We start from the raw sequence: 16827 nt of genomic DNA, 5'->3' as shown, positions 1-16827 counted from the left end.
TCTTCCGATCTGCCGCGAGGAAAGCAGCGTAATCACAATGCAGGATCGATTCGATAAAGTTAAGTACCCGGCCGGCGAGTTCATCGAGACGGAACGAGTGGCTGAGTTCATCGCTGAAACTGTGCAGAGCCTCGCCGATATCGTATTCCTCGCGGGAGGCGATTGACGGAATGCTTGTCGAGGCCGCAACCCAGCGGCCGAGCAGACTGTCGGGTACTGTAATCGTAGCCGAGTTCCGGTCGATCTCCACCAGGCTTCTGCCGGCCAGGTCGGTGGCGGCCTTGGCGAGTTCCTCGTCCACTACGGCAATCCCGTTAGCGCTCAGGACCTCGCTGACATCCGCGATCTTCATCCGGCCCTGGTCGAACTGGCCCCTCAATTCATACATTGCAGCCAGCACGAGCTTCTCGCGCTTGGGCAGTTCCTCCCAGCGGTCGAGCAGCAGGAACGGAGGGTCGGCCACCAGCCGGTCGTAGGCTTTCATCGCCAGCTCCAGGGTGACCAGCGAGGATTTCTCGGAGTTGATAACTTCCACCAGTTCGCGGCCCAGCCACTGCAGGATATAGGGCTGCCCGCCGGAAAGCCCGGAGAGAACCTCGAGGGCTTTGTCGTGGAGCACGGCCCGGTCGTGCAGGGGACGGCTGAGAATGGCGGCGGATTCCTCATTGCTGACAGGCCCGAGACGGTAGATCCTGCTCATCTCGAACAGCGCTCTGGCGTCCTCGCGGAACGCGTCCGGATCGCCGGTGCCGAACAAGAACCCGGCCTGCCTGCCCTCCAGCACCGACTCCCTGATAATCGATGAAAACTGTTCGCCGGGACCGCTGTCCCGCTGAATCAGCCGGGTAAGAAGCTCGGCGTTGTCGAAAATCAGCAGCAACGGTTTTTCCCTGCCGCCCAGCAATTCGGCCAGGGTGTCGAGCGGGCCGGACGGCTTTTTAACTGTCTCGGCGTTTTTCCCCTCGTTCAGACGCCCGAGAATATCGTCTGTAAGCTGGGCAATACTGCTGTAATAGGTTGCGGCAAGATCGGTCAGGACGACATCCGCCCCTCCGGCTGTCGCCTGCTGCTCGCACTGGAGCAGAAAACTGGTCATCCCGATCCGTTCTCCGCCATGGATTATCACCGAGCCGGGTTCGCTACCCGTGAACAGTTCATCCAGGCGCTTCATCAGCTCGCCCCGGCCGAAAAAGCGCTCGCTGCTGGTCTGCGGAGCGTTTGGATTGAACGGGTTGGGGGTTACGGGGCGGAAATGGCGGTGACGGATTGCGCGGATCCACCAGCGGATTCGTCTGCGCTGCCAGGTTCCCGCCCCGCCGAACAGGATCAACACAGCAGCGGCCCACACCCGCCAGTCACTGAGCAGAGTCGGGATATCCACGTAGAAATAATAGGCCGCCGGAGTGGAATCGCTGCGCAGATTGGGACCTCGTGCGCGGACATACAGCACGTGCTCCCCGCGGGTGAGATCGAATACGGAAATATTTCCGCCTGTCGAGTGCTTGCTCCAAACTCCGCCGTCGAGCTGCCACTGGAAGCTGAAATCGGATTGCGGAGTATTCCACCAGGGCGACCTGCCGGATACTCCGATAGTCACCCTGCCGGAGCGGACAGTGTCGACCGGGAGGACCGATTCAGCCAGGCTGTACCAGGCGTTGCCGTAGCGGGTTCGGCCATTGTTGACCGAATCGGCAGGCGAGAGCGAAACCGGCCGGCCATCGCTGCCGGTGGCGCTGAGCATTCCGCCGGGCGTGTGAATATACGTTTCGGGATGAGCGAGGCGGTCCAGATCCAGTTTAAGCGCACCGTTCCCGTCACCGGCCAGCCACAGGGCATTATCCGCATCGACAAACACGGTTTTGACCGCGCCTGGATTAAGGCCGTCGTAGCCGGTCAGGTTACGCCAGCGGGAACCGTCGAATATGCTAAGTCCCAGCTTCGTGCCGAACAGCATCCGTCCGTCGGGGTGCCCCGCCACCGCAAAGACCTCGCTGGAACCCAGGCCGTCCTCGGCGCCCAGTCTGTCCCAACCGCCGTCGGGACTCCTGCGCCAGAGCCCGTCACCGGCGCTGGCGGCCCAGACAACTCCCGCGTCATCCAGGAACAGCGCCGTGAAATGCGCGGCAGGCGGAATCAACCCGGGAGAGTCCTCAGCCGGGATCACGGCAACGGCAGAGTTCCCGGCGATCATCCCCAGGCCCCGTTTGGTCGCGACCCAGACTGTATCTCCATTCGCGGGCAGGGCGGCCTGGACCTGGTTTGCCGGCAGACCGTCGTCGGTTGTGAACGTACGCAGAGAATCGCCGCCGGCGCGTACCAGCCCGCCGCCCTCGGTGCTGACCCACAGGTTTCCGCTGTTATCGAGCGCGAGGTGGTTTATCGTATTGCTGAGCAGGCCGTGCTCCCGGTCGAGATACTGCCAGCCGCCGCCGGCGAGTATTCCGGCACCGCGATGGGTGGCGAAGGAGAGCGAGTCGCCGGGGCCGATCAGAGAATAGGTAACCAGGTTGTCCGGCAGTCCGGCGCGCATGTCCAGCCGGCTCCACCGCCGGCCGTCGAATACGCCCACACCCGCGAAGGTGGAAAACCACATGCGCCCGTCAGCCGACTGGGTGATATGGTAAACCAACTCCGACGGCAGCCCGGAGCTCCGGTCGAGCCGGACGACCAGTCCCAGGTCGTGGAAATAAACCCCCGAACCGCTGGGAGCCAGCCACAGGCGCCCCTCGTGCTCACGGGCGGCCACTATCGGCGCGAGTGCTATTTCCTCTGGCAGGGGCAGTTTGTCCCAGCGGTTTTCCCGACGGAGATAAAACCAGGCCCCGTCGGTGGTGCCCAGAAACATGTCTCCGCCATCGAGCTCGGCGATACTGATCACTCCCGAACCGTCCTGGATTGGCACGGGAGCTTTCTGCCAGCCGAACCCGTCCCAGAACCCCGCTCCGGCGGCCACGGTGCCGATCCAGACCAGCGCGTCGGAATCCGTGGTCACGGTGTAGACCTCGCGGCTGCCCTCGCCCAGGGGGGCCGGGAAGCGCTCAATCCCTGCATCGGTAACCCGCCAGACACCCTCGCCGGCTGTGGCCGCCCAGACTCCACCCGATGGCGCGGAGGCGAGGGCGTTGATATCGCCGGGGCCTAAAGCTGTATCGGTTGACGTATACGAGTTCCAGCCGCCGCTCCCGAGTTTCCATAACCCGGCTCCCTGGGTACCGACCCAGAGCACTGAATCACCATCGGACAGCAGGCAGCTGATCGTTCCCCCGGCCAGAGCGGACGGAACGCCGTCCACCGGGCCGAATTCCCCGCTGCTATCGGTGGAAACCAGCCCCGAGGCGGTCCCGGCCCATAATCCGCCCTCATGACAGGCAACTGATGTGACAAAATCGTCCGGGAGAAGGGAATTGCGAGTGTCGTACACCTCGAACCGGGTCCCGTCAAACAGGACCAGACCCTGGTTGTCGGTTGCGAACGCGAGCCGGTTGTCGCCGGCGGACGCGATCTGCATCACGGTGCCGGTGCGCAGCAGCAGGCCCTCAGGAAACCGTCCCCAGCGGAACGATTCGCGGCGGGCCTGGAGGTGTTCCAGCTGTTTGCGCAACAGGCGGTTTTCACCGGCAAGGGAATCGGCCGCTCCGGGGCTGGTTTGCGCCGCCATCGGCAGTAAATCCACTGATGCCAGTAACATGGAGGTAAAAAGAAACAGGCGGGTCGGAAATCTCACAATTAATCTCCCAAGGGAGCTATTTTTCGGTGCGTGAACCTGAGTATCAGGCGAGTACAAGTGTACATCAACTCATAGTTGCGAGTCAAGCTCAAATAATAAGCCGGATACCGCGCAACGCGGATTTGCGCCGCTTAAAACTTGACATCACTGGCTTTGAAGGCTTAATATTATACAACCCCGCCACAAACGCTCAATTTCAACTCACCGGGAATTCACGCATGGACCCGCAAACTTTTCTGATCCTGTTCGCTATTTTTCTGCTGATAGTGTATCTCCTGCTGCGCAGCAGGCGCAGAAAACCGCCTCCCCAGGTCCGGAGAGTGATCCGTCAGCCGCACAGGCCCACGCAGGCGGCTGCGGTGGGAACAACTGAACGACCGCCTGTAAAAGGACAGGGACCGTCCGCGAAGGACCAGCCGGCTGCCGCGGAGACAGACAACGTCGGGACGCTTATTCCCCCTCCGGTGGAGGGCTGGAAACCGCTGGAGCGTGGTGAACTCGAGATTGAGACTCTCTGGCGGCTGGAGCATACGATCAGGGACATGGAGGAAATCGGCAAAAACCAGATGATGCGGGTCGATTTCAACATGGAGCCGAAAGAGCTGGCCACGGTGCTGGCGTCCAACCCGTTCTATGCGGCCCGGATCCTGAAAACGGTCAATTCCGCGGCCGTCGGCCTGCGCACGCGGATCGATTCGCTCCAGCGGGCGATCACCTTCCTGGGCTACAACCAGGTCAAGAATATCGTCTTCCAGCACATGCTGGACAAAGGCATGGCCGAGCAGCAGTCGCAGCTCAGCGGCAAGTTCGAGCTGCTCAAATTCTGGATGCACTCACACGCGGTCAGTATCTGCGCAGATTACCTGCTGCGCGATGTGATCAAGCAGCCGCAGCACATCGGGGTTGTTACCACCGCCGCGCTGCTGCACGATGTCGGCTGGGTGGTGTTCGACCGGTATGACAACCGTCTGGCCGAAAAGCTCTACGAGCAGCTGGGCAGCGATGAAGTGGTCGATGAGCCGATGCAGATCGAGGAGGAACTGTTCGGGTTCAACCACATGGTGACCGGTATGATGCTCGCCGAGCAGTGGGAAATCCCCCGCTCAGTCTGCGAGATGATCGGACAGCACCACTGCGGAGCGTTCGGGCTGGATGGCTCGCTGGGCAGGGACCAGGCCCTGGGCGCATGCGTAATCGCCAAGGCGGAGCAGTTGAGCGACCGCCTGGGCTATGGCAACCCGCAGTCCGAGCCCTCCGGAGTGATGGCCGACCTGTCGCCGCTGCTGGGAGCGAATGCCGCCGGGATGGACAACGCGCCGGTGAAACTCAGGGAGGACGTGGAGCGGACGATGAACTTTATCCAGGAGTTCAACCGAGCTTAGGAGGGATTTTTGCTGCCGCTTGCCCGCCGCAGACGGCTGATGCCTGGAAGAGAGTGCGTGTTGCCGACGGCACCGTCCGCACATTCCGGGCGGGCTTTTTTCTTTTGCCTCAGCGCGAGTGCCTGACCCCCAGCCGCGGACAGAGATGTCCGACCGGGCAGCGTGAGCAGAATGGAGATACCGGCTTACAGAGGTTCTGGCCGAAAGTCACCAGCAGGTCATTGTAAATGATCCAGTACTGCCGGGGAAGTTTGTCGCGAAGAGCGAACTCGGTCTTGTCCGGAGTTTTGGTGTCCACGTAGCCCAGGCGGTTGGAAATCCGGTGCACGTGGGTGTCCACGCAGATGCCGGGTTTGCCGTAGCCGAGAGTTACGACGAGGTTGGCGGTTTTCCGTCCGACCCCGGGAAGTTCCAGCAGCAGGTCGAGATCGTCGGGCACCGCGCCGTCGTGCCTGTCCAACAGGATCCGGCAGATCTTGAGGATGCTTTCGGCTTTGGTGCGGTAAAAACCGACAGGGTAAATCAGTTCGGCGATCCGCCGGCTGCTTAGTTTCAGCATCTCCCGCGGGGCCTCGGCTACGCCGTAGAGGCGGTCGCTGGCCTCGCTGGTGGTCTCGTCCTTGGTGCGGAGGCTGAGCACGGTGGTGATCAGCACCTTGAACGGGTTACGCGTACGGCGGGTCATCTCGGTGACTATCGGCACGTTCCACTCGTGCGCGGCGATCGTGAGCTTTTCGATAACTTCGTGGATTTGAGAGTCTTTCATCGGCCGGTTTATCCATCGTAATTTGAATGGTTCGGGCGCCAGTTGAAAACCAAACTAAAAGCGGGCGCTGGAACTGGCAAGTATTTGAGTCAGGAGAAAGCGGGTACTTATCCGGCTTGATGTGGTATATATTATAGAGCAAGCGAACAAATCTCGAAATTAAAAGGACAGCAGCCAAAGATGGTGGATTTTGAACGAAAACTGGTGCTGGCCCCGCTGGCCGGGGTTACAGATTCGATCTACCGGCTGATCTGCAGGCGGCATGGCGCGGATATCACCTGGAGCGAGATGGTCAGCGCCGAGGGGCTTGTGTACAGCTGGGAGAAGAACAGGTTCCTGCTGGATTTCAACGAGGAAGAGCGCCCGCTGGGCATCCAGCTCTTCGGCTCGGACCCGGGCGTGATGGCCCGGGCGGCCGCATCGGTTGCCCGACTGCGCCCCGACTTTATCGATCTCAATTTCGCCTGCCCGGTCAAGAAAGTGGTCCGCAAAAACGGCGGCGCCTCGTTGATGCGCGACCCGGCGCTGATCGGCAGAATAACCTCGGCTGCGGTGGCCGCCGCGGCTGATATACCGGTTACGGCCAAGATCCGCAGCGGCTGGAACGAGGTCGGGATCAACTACCTTGAAGTGGGCCGGATTCTGGTGGAATCGGGCGCGGCCGCGGTGTGTATTCATCCACGCACCAGAGTGCAGGGCTTTTCCGGCCACAGCAACTGGGACCACCTGGCCAGGCTGGTGGCCGACCTGCCGGTGCCCGTGATCGGCAGCGGAGATGTTTTCGAGCCGGAAGACGCCGGGAGGATGTTCGCGCAAACCGGCTGCACGGCGGTGATGATCGGCAGGGGAGTGCTGGGCAATCCGTGGCTTTTCAGCCGGACACGCGCGGTGCTCGACGGCCGTCCCGATCCCGGCGGACCCCATCCGCGGGAAAAGCTGGAGCTGGCCCTGGAACATGCGAGGATGACAGTGGCTCAGCGTGGTGAGCCGCACGGAGTGGTGGTGATGCGCAAACATTTCGCCAGTTACACGCGTGGGCTGCAGGGGGGAGCGGAGTTGCGCCGCAGATTGTTCGCGGCGGTTTCATTGCATGAGGTCGAACAGTTGTTCGAGAGTTATCTTGAGGAACTGGGCTGCGTGCGGTGTTGATCTTTGGAAGTGCTGGAACGGATAAAAAGCGGCAACCTGCCGCTGGAAGACGCCGTGGGGCGTCCGGAAACCGTGCGCAGGCGACAGAGACAGGTGTAAGAAATAACGTAGATGCCAGCCCGTGGAAAGGCAGGGCTGGGCTAGGTATAAATCAGCAATAAACCTTGTTACGGGTGAATCGACCAGGCAGCCGGACAGTATGGACAAGCCGACATTTACAAAAGCCAAAATACGCGACCTGATTAAAATCGCCCGCTATAACCGTCTGCTGGAGCAGGGCGAGCAGGTTACATATTTCTCCAGGATAATCGAGGCAATAAAAGCAAGCAACTACAGCAGCCTGCTCACTATCTCCTACGAATTCGGACTCAGCCTGGCCGCGGTCAACAAGGCCCTGGACCGCATGGCCCGGAAAGTCTACCGGTTCGACAGCATGCCGCTGGCCTGCGAGCTCGAAACTCTGCATATCCTGGTGGGTCCCAATGCGAAGGAACTTGAACTGGTCGAGCTGGGAGGTAAAAAGGAACCGAATGACAAGCAACGGAGGAAGTTGTACTTCATGATCACCGGTTCCTCGAACCCCGGCGAAACCATGAAGTTTATCCGCTCTCTGCGACTGGACATGATGTATGGAAAGGTCTGGGAGTGGGGACTGCGCAAATATCTCGACACGCGTTACCTGGTGCTCAAGGGTCCGCTGGATGAAGAAAAAAGCCGTCTGGATATTATCCGCGAACTGGGACTGCCGGCTTTATTCGACGAGGCCATGCTGATCCAGCGCTTCACAATTCAGGCCGGGAAACCGGAAAGCGGGGGCAAGGATCTCCGCGACCAGCTGGCCAGCGAAAACACGCTCAAGGCCGAGGCGCTCTCCAAGCTTAACGAGGTTTACAATCTGCTCCAGGAGAGTGAACTGAATTTCGGGAAGCTTGAGCGGGCGATGGCAGACGCCGGGATGGACCTCGAAATCAGCAATATCGAAAAAGCGGGAATCGATGAGGTTCGCAACTACATCCGCAAATATTCGGTTACCGGCGCGCGCGAAGTGGCCAACCGTTATGAACTGGTCTGTCCCAGCGTTTCCAATTTGGATCTGATTGAGGCCGGACGAGCTATCGCCAGGAGCTATTTCAGTCAGGCGCAGGGCACGAAAAAGGGCCGGCTTTTCATTCGCTCGGAGGTGTTGAACAACCTGAAGCCATTTGTGTCCTCCGGGGACTGCCACCGTCTTCCGGGCGGATACATGCTGGCGCTGATCCGCACGATTGACGGAGAGGAGCACTACCTGATCTGCAGGCTGACCGCAAAGGCCGAACAGGACGCATTCAACATGCGGATGCTGGCATATTTCTTTTACTACGAGGCGCCGCAAAAGGCAGTCTTTCGTCTGATCAAATACTATCTGGACACTCAGGCCGGCGGTATCAGGACCATGCGGGCCATCCGCAAGATGCTGATCGCTGCTCCGATCGTGGTAAGCCTGGCTGTGCTGGTGTCGGCACTGTATTACATCGTGCTCGGTGTCGGCGGGGAATCCTTCCTCGTTGGTGCGGGTATTACGTTTATCGGTATGCTTATCGCCGCCAAAAACGGATACGAAGAGAAGATAAAACCGGCGGACCACCAGAAAATTCCATCCTACCTATCGCGCAAGGACGGGAAAGTTACCGCAACAACTTCTTCACTGAATTTCAGCGACATGTCTTCCGAAAACGGCGACTTTCCAGCTGACGATGCCGACGGATCCCACCGGCCTGATCCATCCGAAAGCGATTCTGCCAAACAGTCCTGACTGAGAATCCAGCTGGGAGAAAGTGTTATTATGCGTGTAGATCTGACTGGACGGGAGAGTATCCGGATACTGCCGGCCGGGCGGTGTGGCGCGAACCCTGAAGAGCTTAAGCGGTTATTTTCACCAGCCGCAGTATTCCATCTTTATCCTCCACTTTCATCGCAAATGCGAACAGATCACGCTGCAGGCACCAGGTCACGTCGTCCACCGGAAAATGGTCCTTGTCGCCCCGCAGGAACTTGCGCGCGCTCTCGTGCCGCATGATCTCCTGCAGCGCCGCCGCATGGTCGTAGCCTGCTGATTGATCCAGCAGCGAGTACAGGCATGCCGCGCAGTGTTCGTCCTCCGGACTCCTGCCGCGACCGCTCCAGCCCATCGCCACAATTGTCACCTCGGCCGGACTGGACTTTGTCAGGGCCTTTGCCAGTGCGGAGACCGTGGTGTAAGATCCCGCCCAGATACCTGTTGCCTGTTCTCGTGCGGCGAACACGCCTCGTACTCCGGCCGACGTGCGCAGGACCACGCGCCGGTCTGCGAAAGACTCCTTTCCCGCCCCGGCGATCCGGCTCGGCGAGTTGCCCATGTCGAACCCCTGCACCGTAACGCCCTCGAGCTCTCCGACGGCCAGGAAACCGTCGTCCCGTTTGAGTCTGAGGCAGGTCTCCGGGTCCTCTTCCAGCCGCAGTTCCGCCGGAACGAACGACAGGATAATGCTGGCGCAGGTACAGGCCCGGAACACATCGACAATCACTACGCAGCCCCTGGCCCCGACCGCGCCGGAGAGCAGGCTTGTCCGCTGGATAAGCATGCCGGGCAAGCTACTGCATAACCTCGCCCGGTGTCAAGAACGGCGGGGTTTGCAGGGTATTTATTTTTGACTTGAAATAACAATCAGATTATATTCTGAATTCTCCATTTTTCAGCCAGCAATTTGCTGGTTTCTGCAAGTTCAAGTCCGTATCCTGCCGGGTTTGTCAGTACGGAAGTACGGTGATTAAAGAGGGAGTTATTATCGATGAGTTTTTACAACGTCAAGATCGACAATATCGGTAAAATTGACATTTTGTATTCTGACGAGCACAACGCGAGCGTGATGATCAACCGTCACGGCTGCGAGGTTATCGGCTACCGTATCACCGACAGTCGCGGCAAAAAGGAACGCGAGCTGGGCCTGATGTACCGCGACTCCGAGACCGCCCCCCCGGAGAGCGGCTGGAAAAACCGCGCCACGATCCTGTTCCCGAACGTGGGCGGGCTTAAAAATAACGAGAGCAAACTCGGCGAAGTGATAATCAAATCACCGGGCAACCACGGCGTGGCCCGCCACAGCGATTTCGAGCTTGTAGAGACCAGCCACGACGGCAGCGCCCGGATCAAGTACCGTCTCGCAGCCAACAGCTATACCCGTGAGTATTATCCGTTCGATTTCCAGCTTGACATTACCTACGAACTGGTCGGCAGCACGTTGTCGGTCCTGTTCGAGGTCTCGAATCCAGGGCGGGAGACCCTGCACGCCTGCTGGGGATGGCATCCGGGTTTCCGCACGCCGCTGATCCCGGGCGTGGGCAGCAAGCAGGACTGCAAGCTGCTGTTCCCGGCCGGGAAAATCACCAGATACCACAATAACGAGCATTGCCGTCTGACCGGAGAAACGAGCGAGCTGGAGATCGACGGGCCGCTGGAGCGCACCGAGGAAGAATTGGAAGCCACGCTGATGTTCGGGGTGGATGACCCCGGGATGCGCCGGATTTCGCTCGAAGACCCCATCGCCGAGGTCGCGATCAGGGTCGATTTCCCCGACATGCCGTATCTCGGGCTCTGGTCCGAGCCGGGGTTTGAGTTCATTTGTATCGAGCCCTGGCAGGGGATGGACGACCACGAAGAACAGGAGACGTTCGACAACAAACCGGGAGTGGTGGCAATTGCGCCCGGCGAGAGAAAAACCAGCAAGATTACGGTCACGCCGGAGTTGCTGTAATTTTCACCGGCGGATTTTAATGTGTTGATACGATTCAAACAGTCGCGACATCGGATTTAAAGTGGAGGTTTTCGCTAACATGGCGGCATCAGGTATCGAGCTTTCAGCCCCGGCGGAGCAGATGGCGGACAAGTTGTCGCTGGACAGGGACAAACTGAAACAATTGATTGCGGATATCCTGGCGGCGGGCGAGCAGCACGGCCGCGACCTGGCCGGCCAGATCGTCTGCGGGCTGGATGTCAACGGGCCGATAGTCGATTGCGACGACAGCGAACTCACGCCTTACCCCGGCGCGGCCGAGGCGATCACATACCTGATCGGCCAGCCGGATATCGAGGTCACTCTCTGCACCGGCTGGGACCTGAACTCGATGGAGTTTTTCAAGGAGCACAGGCTCGGGGTGGACAGACTGGGTACGGTGGGAGAATACGGGATGGTTTTCGAGCGCGGCGGCAAGTTCAACTACCTCTATCCCTATAGTGAGGACGAGGCGTTCACGTTCGTGCGCGATGTGCTGGCCGCGGCGGCCGAAACCGGCGTCAAAGTGGCCCTGCAGGGTAATTTCAGCACCGGTGCGGGGGCGACCTATATCGAGGGCGACCACAACGGAAACGTGCTTGAACACCCGCTGGTCAAGGGACGGCGCCCGAGCATGGAGCAGCTCTGCAAATCGATTACCGCCAACGGCAGCGAGGCGGAGCTTGCCGGCGGCAGGATAACTTTCGCAAGCAGTGTACCGAACATGAAGGGTGTTTACCAGGCGCTGGTCAAGGAGCACCCGCTGATCAGCGTGCGGGTGGAAAACGCCGGCGGCAGGTTTGCAATCTGGATCGATGACCGCGATGCGCCGGGTTTCGATTTCGAAAAACTCAAAGCGGTGGTGCCTGTATTCGAGAAACGCTCCGGGCGCAAGGCGCTGGTCTACGAGGATTTCGGCGTGGACCTGATCGCCCCCGCCGTGGAGGAGGGCAACTACAGCAAGGACGCCGGCCTTCGCGCCTTCGGCCTCGACGCGTTCGGCAACGACGATTTCTTGTCGATCATTATCGGCGACAAGCGCAGCGATATCCCCAAAACGCTGGACAAAACCCTGATGGCCGCCCAGAAAGACACCCAGGCCGAGCAGATCGCCAACGACGAGGGGATACCGTCGTTCAACCCGATCGACGTGCGCGATTTCGCGGTCGCCCTGGCCGAGGCGCACCGGATTGCCCGCGGTAATTGACGAGGTTGTGAGCAATAATACATTCGTTCTGAAATCAGTTTTTTACCTGGCCTGAACACAATGGAGGAAGTCAACATGTCGGATGCGCTGCTTGAGTTGATCCAAGCCTCCGATGAGGAGAAGAAGCGGAAAGGTACCGAATACACCCCGGCCGAGATTTACCAGCAGCCGGAAATGTGGCGGCAGACCCTCGAAATCCTGGAATCGCAAAAAGCTGAAATTGCAAAATTCCTGGGCGGAGAAACCGACCGCAAATTCCTGCTGACCGGCGCCGGCACCAGCGCGTTTATCGGCCTGTGCCTGGAGAACCTGTTCAACAAGAACAGCGGCTACGAGGCCCGCGCGGTCGGCACCACCGAGATTATCACCGACCCGGACGCGGTCTTCCTGGCGGGCAGGAAGTACTTCCTGGTCCATTTCGCCCGCTCGGGCAACAGCCCGGAGAGTGTGGGCACGTTCGTGGTGGGTGAGCAGAGCAGGGCCGATGTGAAGCATATCGTCATCACCTGCAACAAGGACGGCAAGCTGGCGGTGATGGGCCGCGAGCAACAGGACCGCAGCCTGATTATCCTGCTGCCCGAGAAGACCAACGACCAGTCGCTGGCGATGACCAGCTCGTTCAGCAGCATGGTGGTGGCCGGCCAGTATCTGGCCTCGCTGAAAGACACCGTGAACTTCGCCGGTATCGTCGACCGGATGGCGAAGGCCGGCGAGGTCATCATGAGCGAGTACTCCGGTGCGCTGGCCGAGGTCTGCCAGGCCGATTTCGGCCGGGCGGTGTTCCTGGGCAGCAACACGCTCTTTGGCTGCGCAAAGGAGTGCCACCTCAAGCTCCAGGAAGAGACCGACGGTAAGGTGGTGGGCAAGTTCGACACTTTCCTGGGCCTGCGTCACGGTCCCGAGGCGGTTGTCCGCGACGAGACGCTGGTGGTCTACCTGATGAGCGAGGACCCGCTGGTCCATCGCTACGAGCTGGACCTGATCAACGGCGTCAAGAAAAAAGGCATCGGCCTGACGAAAGTGGCTCTCTGCGGGCAGGCCGATCAGGCGACCAAGGCCGCCGCCGATCTGGTGATCGAACACGGCTGCGACATCCCCGACGACTACCAGAGCCCGGCCTACGTGATCCTGGGCCAGACCCTGGGCGTGTTCAAGTCGATGTACTACGGCCTCAAGCCCGACAGTCCCTCCGCGGCCGGCGTGATCACCCGCGTGGTCCAGGGCGTGCAGATCTACGACCACCCGGCGTTCCGCGCCGACGGCACCCTTAATGTGATCGCCGGCTGACGGTCGAAGAATTAAGCAGCATGTAGGGGCGACGCATGCGTCGCCCGCTGATTCGAATTATTCGACAGTACCACATAGATTCATACGGAGTTCAACGATGCAAAAAGGAAACGCAGTAGTCGGACAATCCGGCGGACCGACCTCGGTGATCAACGCCAGCCTGGCCGGTGTGATCGAGGGTGCGATCCGCACCGGGGCGATCTCCGGCGTGTACGGTATGCGCTGGGGGATCGAGGGATTCATGCAGGGGATGCTGGTGGACCTCAAGGCCGAGCATCCCCGGCAGATCCAGCTGCTTAAAAATACACCCTCGAGCGCTCTTGGCTCCAGCCGTCACAAGCTGCGGGACGAGGATTTCCCCCTGATTCTCCAAGTGCTCAGGAAGTACGATATCCGCTACTTCTTCATGATCGGCGGCAACGATTCGATGGATACGATCAACCGCGTGGCGGCCTACTGCCGTAAGGAAGGCTACGAGCTGAACGGGATCGGCGTGCCCAAGACTGTCGACAACGACCTGTTCGGCACCGATCACACGCCGGGTTATCCCAGCGCGGCCCGCTACGTGGCGCTCTCGGTCCAGCAGGGCGGCCGTCTGGCCCGCGACATGCAGAAGGTCGACCAGTACTCGGTCTACCAGGCCGTGGGCCGCGACGCCGGCTGGCTGGCCGCCTCGGCGGTGGCCGCCAAACGCGACGAGGCCGATCCGCCGCACATCCTGCTGATCCCCGAGCGGGTGTTCGATAAGGAAAAGTTCCTGGACAAAGTCGGCGAGGTCAAGGAGAAGTACGGTTTCTGCTCGATCTCAGTCGGCGAGGGAGTGAGCTACGCCGACGGCACCCCGATCTCGGCCAGCCAGACCGAGGACAAGTTCGGCAACGTCGAGTTCGGCGCGATGGGGGGAACGAGCGCGGCGATGATGGTCCACAAGATGATTTCCGAGCGTTTCGAGGGCTGGCGGGGCGAGTTCCAGGTGGTGGAGAGCCTGCAGATGTGCGCCTCCGACCGCGTCAGCGGCCTCGATATTGCCGAGGCCCACGCCTGCGGTCTCAGGGCCGTGGAACTGGCCGCCGAGGGCAAGGACGGCCTGATGGTCTCTATCGTCCGCGGCAGCGACGAGCACGGCCACTACCGCACCGAGTTGGGAACCGCCAGGCTGGAGGACGTGGCCGAGCGGGCCAAGCCCATGCCCGCTGAGTATATCGACAGCAGCGGGATGTGGGTTACTGAAGAGTTTATTAATTATCTCCGCCCGCTGGTGGGCAAACTGCCGGAGTTCGCCGAGCTTGAGTTCAAGCCGGTGAAGTAGTTTTGCCGATAAAACCGAGAATAAAAAGGGCCGCTCCTGGGTGGGGCGGCCCCTTTTTTTACCGATTTCCGCAGCAAATGTTTACCCGTGCGGTAAAAAATCCTCGCGCACGGGCGTGAATACGTCCAATATGGCCCCGGCTTGGAGGCATTTCACTCCGTGCACCACGTTGGGAGCCACGTAGTAGCTGTCGCCGGGCAAGGCGGTTTTTTTATCTTGCCCGATTGTTACTTCAAATTTTCCCCGTAAAAAGACGCCCACCTGTTCGTGGGGGTGGCTATGGGGTTTGCCCTCGGCTCCCGCCTCGAAACTGAACTCCACGGCCATCAGCCCTCCGCCGTGAATCAGCAGGCGGCGGGTGACTCCATCGCCGAGAGCGGTAAGATCGGTTTGGTCTTTCGGGTTCAGCACGATGACAACTCTTCGCACGGTTTTGTTAATAAAAAAAACGGTCCGCTAGAACCGCCCTGAGATCAATCTTGATAACAGGAAATCTCCGATCAGAATTCCTCGCTCAACCACTTTTCTACGTCCTTGTAGTTGGTCGGATCGTGGTGGTTGGCCATCAACCGGTTGATATCCCAGATCATGCCCTCGCGGGTGTAGGAGCAGATATCCAGCCGGCCGCTGTCCATCCGGATCGCGTCCTCGGGGCAGGCCTCCACGCAGAACCCGCAGTAGACACACTTGCCCATGTCGATCGTGAACTTGACCGCCTGTTTTTCGATATTGGGGTCGGGGTGCTCGGTGGGGACGATATAGATACACTTGGCCGGGCAGATCGTCTCGCACATCATGCAGCCCACGCAGCGCGGGCCGCCATCGTTTTCACGATGGGTCAGGTAGTGGGCCGTGCGCAGGCGGTGGTGGTAGCCGCGGTGCACCTCGGGGTACTGGATCGTTACCGCGCCCGGCTTGGTTTTGATTCCGAACAGGTTGAGGATATGGCGGGTGATATTGACCACGAAGTGGCGGTTGGTGATCCACAGGCCCTTAAGGATTTCCCACAGGTAGGTGCGCTCCAGGAAGTTCATCCTGGGTGTGGTATCGATCTTTTTAACCGTAATTGCCACTTGATGGCCCCGCTGAAGATTGACTTAATTCGCTACAGATTTAACACCATAAGTACCGCCGCTGTTACGATGATATTCAGAAACGCCAGCGGCAGCAGGAACTTCCAGCCGAAATTCATCAACTGATCGTAGCGGAAACGCGGCAGGGTCCAGCGCACCAGCATCAGCACGTAGATCAGGATACAGACTTTCAGACCGAACGAGGCCGCGCGCAGCAGCCAGACCGCCACCGGTCCCAGGCCCAGAGCCAGTTCGCCGCCCATGCGGAAACCGTCATCGGCCAGCCAGGGTACCTGCCAGCCGCCGAGAAAGATGGAGGTGGTCAGGCAGGCGACCAGGATCTTCTCGATAAAGTCCGTGAACATGAACGCGCCGAAACGCATGCTGCTGTACTCGAGGTTGAAACCGATAATCTCGCTCTCGCCCTCGGGAAGGTCGAACGGGATGCGCTTGGTTTCGGCGGCCCCGGCGATCAGGAACAGCAGGAAAGCCAGCGGCTGGACCACGATACCCCACAGCGGCAGCCAGCCGTTCCAGAGCCGGCCCTGCCAGATTACAATATCCTGCATGTTCAGCGTACCGTAAATCAGCAGCGGGCCGACCGCGGATGCGGCCAGGGCCACCTCGTAGCTGATCAACTGCGCAGTCGCCCTCATCGAGCCGAGCAGGGCGTAATTATTGTTGGAGGCCCAACCGCCCAGCACCACGCCGTAGATCGCCATCCCCATCATCGCGAACGCAACCAGCACCCCGATCTCGGGGTTGGCCACCTGGATCGTGATCGAGTAGCCGCCGATAGTCAGTTCCGGGGTGAACGGGATGATCGCGAAGGCGAGCAGGGAGAAAAACCAGGCCAGGAACGGGGAGAGGATGAATATCACCCGGTGCTCGGTCCGGGGGATAAACTCCTCCTTGGTGAACATCTTGATCCCGTCGGTCATGATATGGAACAGGCCCAGCAGGCGGAAACCCAGGATCGAGGCGCGGTTGGCGCCGATCCGATCCTGCATTAACGCGCTCTGCTTGCGCTCGACCCAGGTCAGCAGCCCGCCGAACGACAGCACTCCGATAAGCACTGCGCCGGCAATCAGCAATTTTGTCAGTAACTCAATCCACATTGCTCTTTCCGCCTCCAGCGG

At 60.0% G+C, this 16827-nt stretch carries 12 protein-coding genes and 1 pseudogene (1 of these 13 cut by a window edge); 7 read left to right on the top strand and 6 right to left on the bottom strand.

What is annotated here, in order from left to right:
* A pseudogene (locus tag FVQ81_01265) lies at positions 1-3724 on the bottom strand (hypothetical protein) (it extends 83 nt beyond the left edge of the window).
* 221 nt (positions 3725-3945) lie between these two features.
* Between FVQ81_01265 and FVQ81_01260 the strand changes: the two are divergent.
* Entirely contained in the window at positions 3946-5109 is a 1164-nt protein-coding gene (locus FVQ81_01260; protein MBW7995201.1) for an HDOD domain-containing protein, read from the top strand.
* A 109-nt stretch (positions 5110-5218) separates the two neighbouring features.
* On the opposite strand, the gene FVQ81_01255 is transcribed toward FVQ81_01260, so the two are convergent.
* Complete coding sequence (locus tag FVQ81_01255) at positions 5219-5875, bottom strand: endonuclease III (protein ID MBW7995200.1); 657 nt, start codon at positions 5873-5875, stop codon at positions 5219-5221.
* A gap of 180 nt (positions 5876-6055) precedes the next feature.
* Here FVQ81_01255 and dusB point away from each other — a divergent pair, with 180 nt between their 5' ends.
* Both dusB and FVQ81_01245 read left to right on the top strand, forming a co-directional pair.
* Complete coding sequence (gene dusB, locus FVQ81_01250; GenBank protein ID MBW7995199.1) at positions 6056-7024, top strand: tRNA dihydrouridine synthase DusB; 969 nt, start codon at positions 6056-6058, stop codon at positions 7022-7024.
* 199 nt (positions 7025-7223) lie between these two features.
* Entirely contained in the window at positions 7224-8816 is a 1593-nt protein-coding gene (locus FVQ81_01245) for a hypothetical protein (GenBank protein MBW7995198.1), read from the top strand.
* Positions 8817-8922: 106 nt separating this feature from the next.
* Here FVQ81_01245 and FVQ81_01240 read toward each other — a convergent pair whose 3' ends face one another.
* The gene (locus tag FVQ81_01240) at positions 8923-9633 is read right to left on the bottom strand and encodes a 2-phosphosulfolactate phosphatase (protein MBW7995197.1); all 711 of its coding nucleotides are present in this window, start codon (positions 9631-9633) and stop codon (positions 8923-8925) included.
* Between the two features lie 198 nt (positions 9634-9831).
* Here FVQ81_01240 and FVQ81_01235 point away from each other — a divergent pair, with 198 nt between their 5' ends.
* The 4 genes from FVQ81_01235 to FVQ81_01220 all read left to right on the top strand — a co-directional run bounded on the left by FVQ81_01235 (position 9832) and on the right by FVQ81_01220 (position 14615).
* Positions 9832-10794, top strand: a complete 963-nt coding sequence (locus FVQ81_01235; protein MBW7995196.1) for a hypothetical protein — start codon at positions 9832-9834, stop codon at positions 10792-10794.
* A 79-nt stretch (positions 10795-10873) separates the two neighbouring features.
* Positions 10874-12019 (top strand): hypothetical protein, encoded by a 1146-nt coding sequence (locus tag FVQ81_01230; GenBank protein ID MBW7995195.1) that lies wholly within the window; start codon positions 10874-10876, stop codon positions 12017-12019.
* A 60-nt stretch (positions 12020-12079) separates the two neighbouring features.
* Positions 12080-13306 carry an SIS domain-containing protein gene (locus FVQ81_01225; GenBank protein ID MBW7995194.1) on the top strand — a complete coding sequence of 409 codons (1227 nt, stop codon included), beginning with the start codon at positions 12080-12082 and terminating at the stop codon, positions 13304-13306.
* A gap of 97 nt (positions 13307-13403) precedes the next feature.
* Positions 13404-14615 (top strand): diphosphate--fructose-6-phosphate 1-phosphotransferase, encoded by a 1212-nt coding sequence (locus FVQ81_01220; protein MBW7995193.1) that lies wholly within the window; start codon positions 13404-13406, stop codon positions 14613-14615.
* A gap of 81 nt (positions 14616-14696) precedes the next feature.
* On the opposite strand, the gene FVQ81_01215 is transcribed toward FVQ81_01220, so the two are convergent.
* The 3 genes from FVQ81_01215 to FVQ81_01205 form a co-directional block, all read right to left on the bottom strand.
* Positions 14697-14942 carry a cupin domain-containing protein gene (locus FVQ81_01215; protein ID MBW7995192.1) on the bottom strand — a complete coding sequence of 82 codons (246 nt, stop codon included), beginning with the start codon at positions 14940-14942 and terminating at the stop codon, positions 14697-14699.
* 173 nt (positions 14943-15115) lie between these two features.
* Entirely contained in the window at positions 15116-15688 is a 573-nt protein-coding gene (locus FVQ81_01210; protein ID MBW7995191.1) for an NADH-quinone oxidoreductase subunit I, read from the bottom strand.
* A 32-nt stretch (positions 15689-15720) separates the two neighbouring features.
* Complete coding sequence (locus tag FVQ81_01205; protein MBW7995190.1) at positions 15721-16806, bottom strand: NADH-quinone oxidoreductase subunit H; 1086 nt, start codon at positions 16804-16806, stop codon at positions 15721-15723.
* Positions 16807-16827: the final 21 nt, after the last annotated feature.

This window comes from Candidatus Glassbacteria bacterium, assembly GCA_019456185.1.
Lineage (GTDB): Bacteria > Gemmatimonadota > Glassbacteria > GWA2-58-10 > GWA2-58-10 > JAJRTS01.
This window is presented reverse-complemented; position numbering and strand designations above follow the sequence as displayed.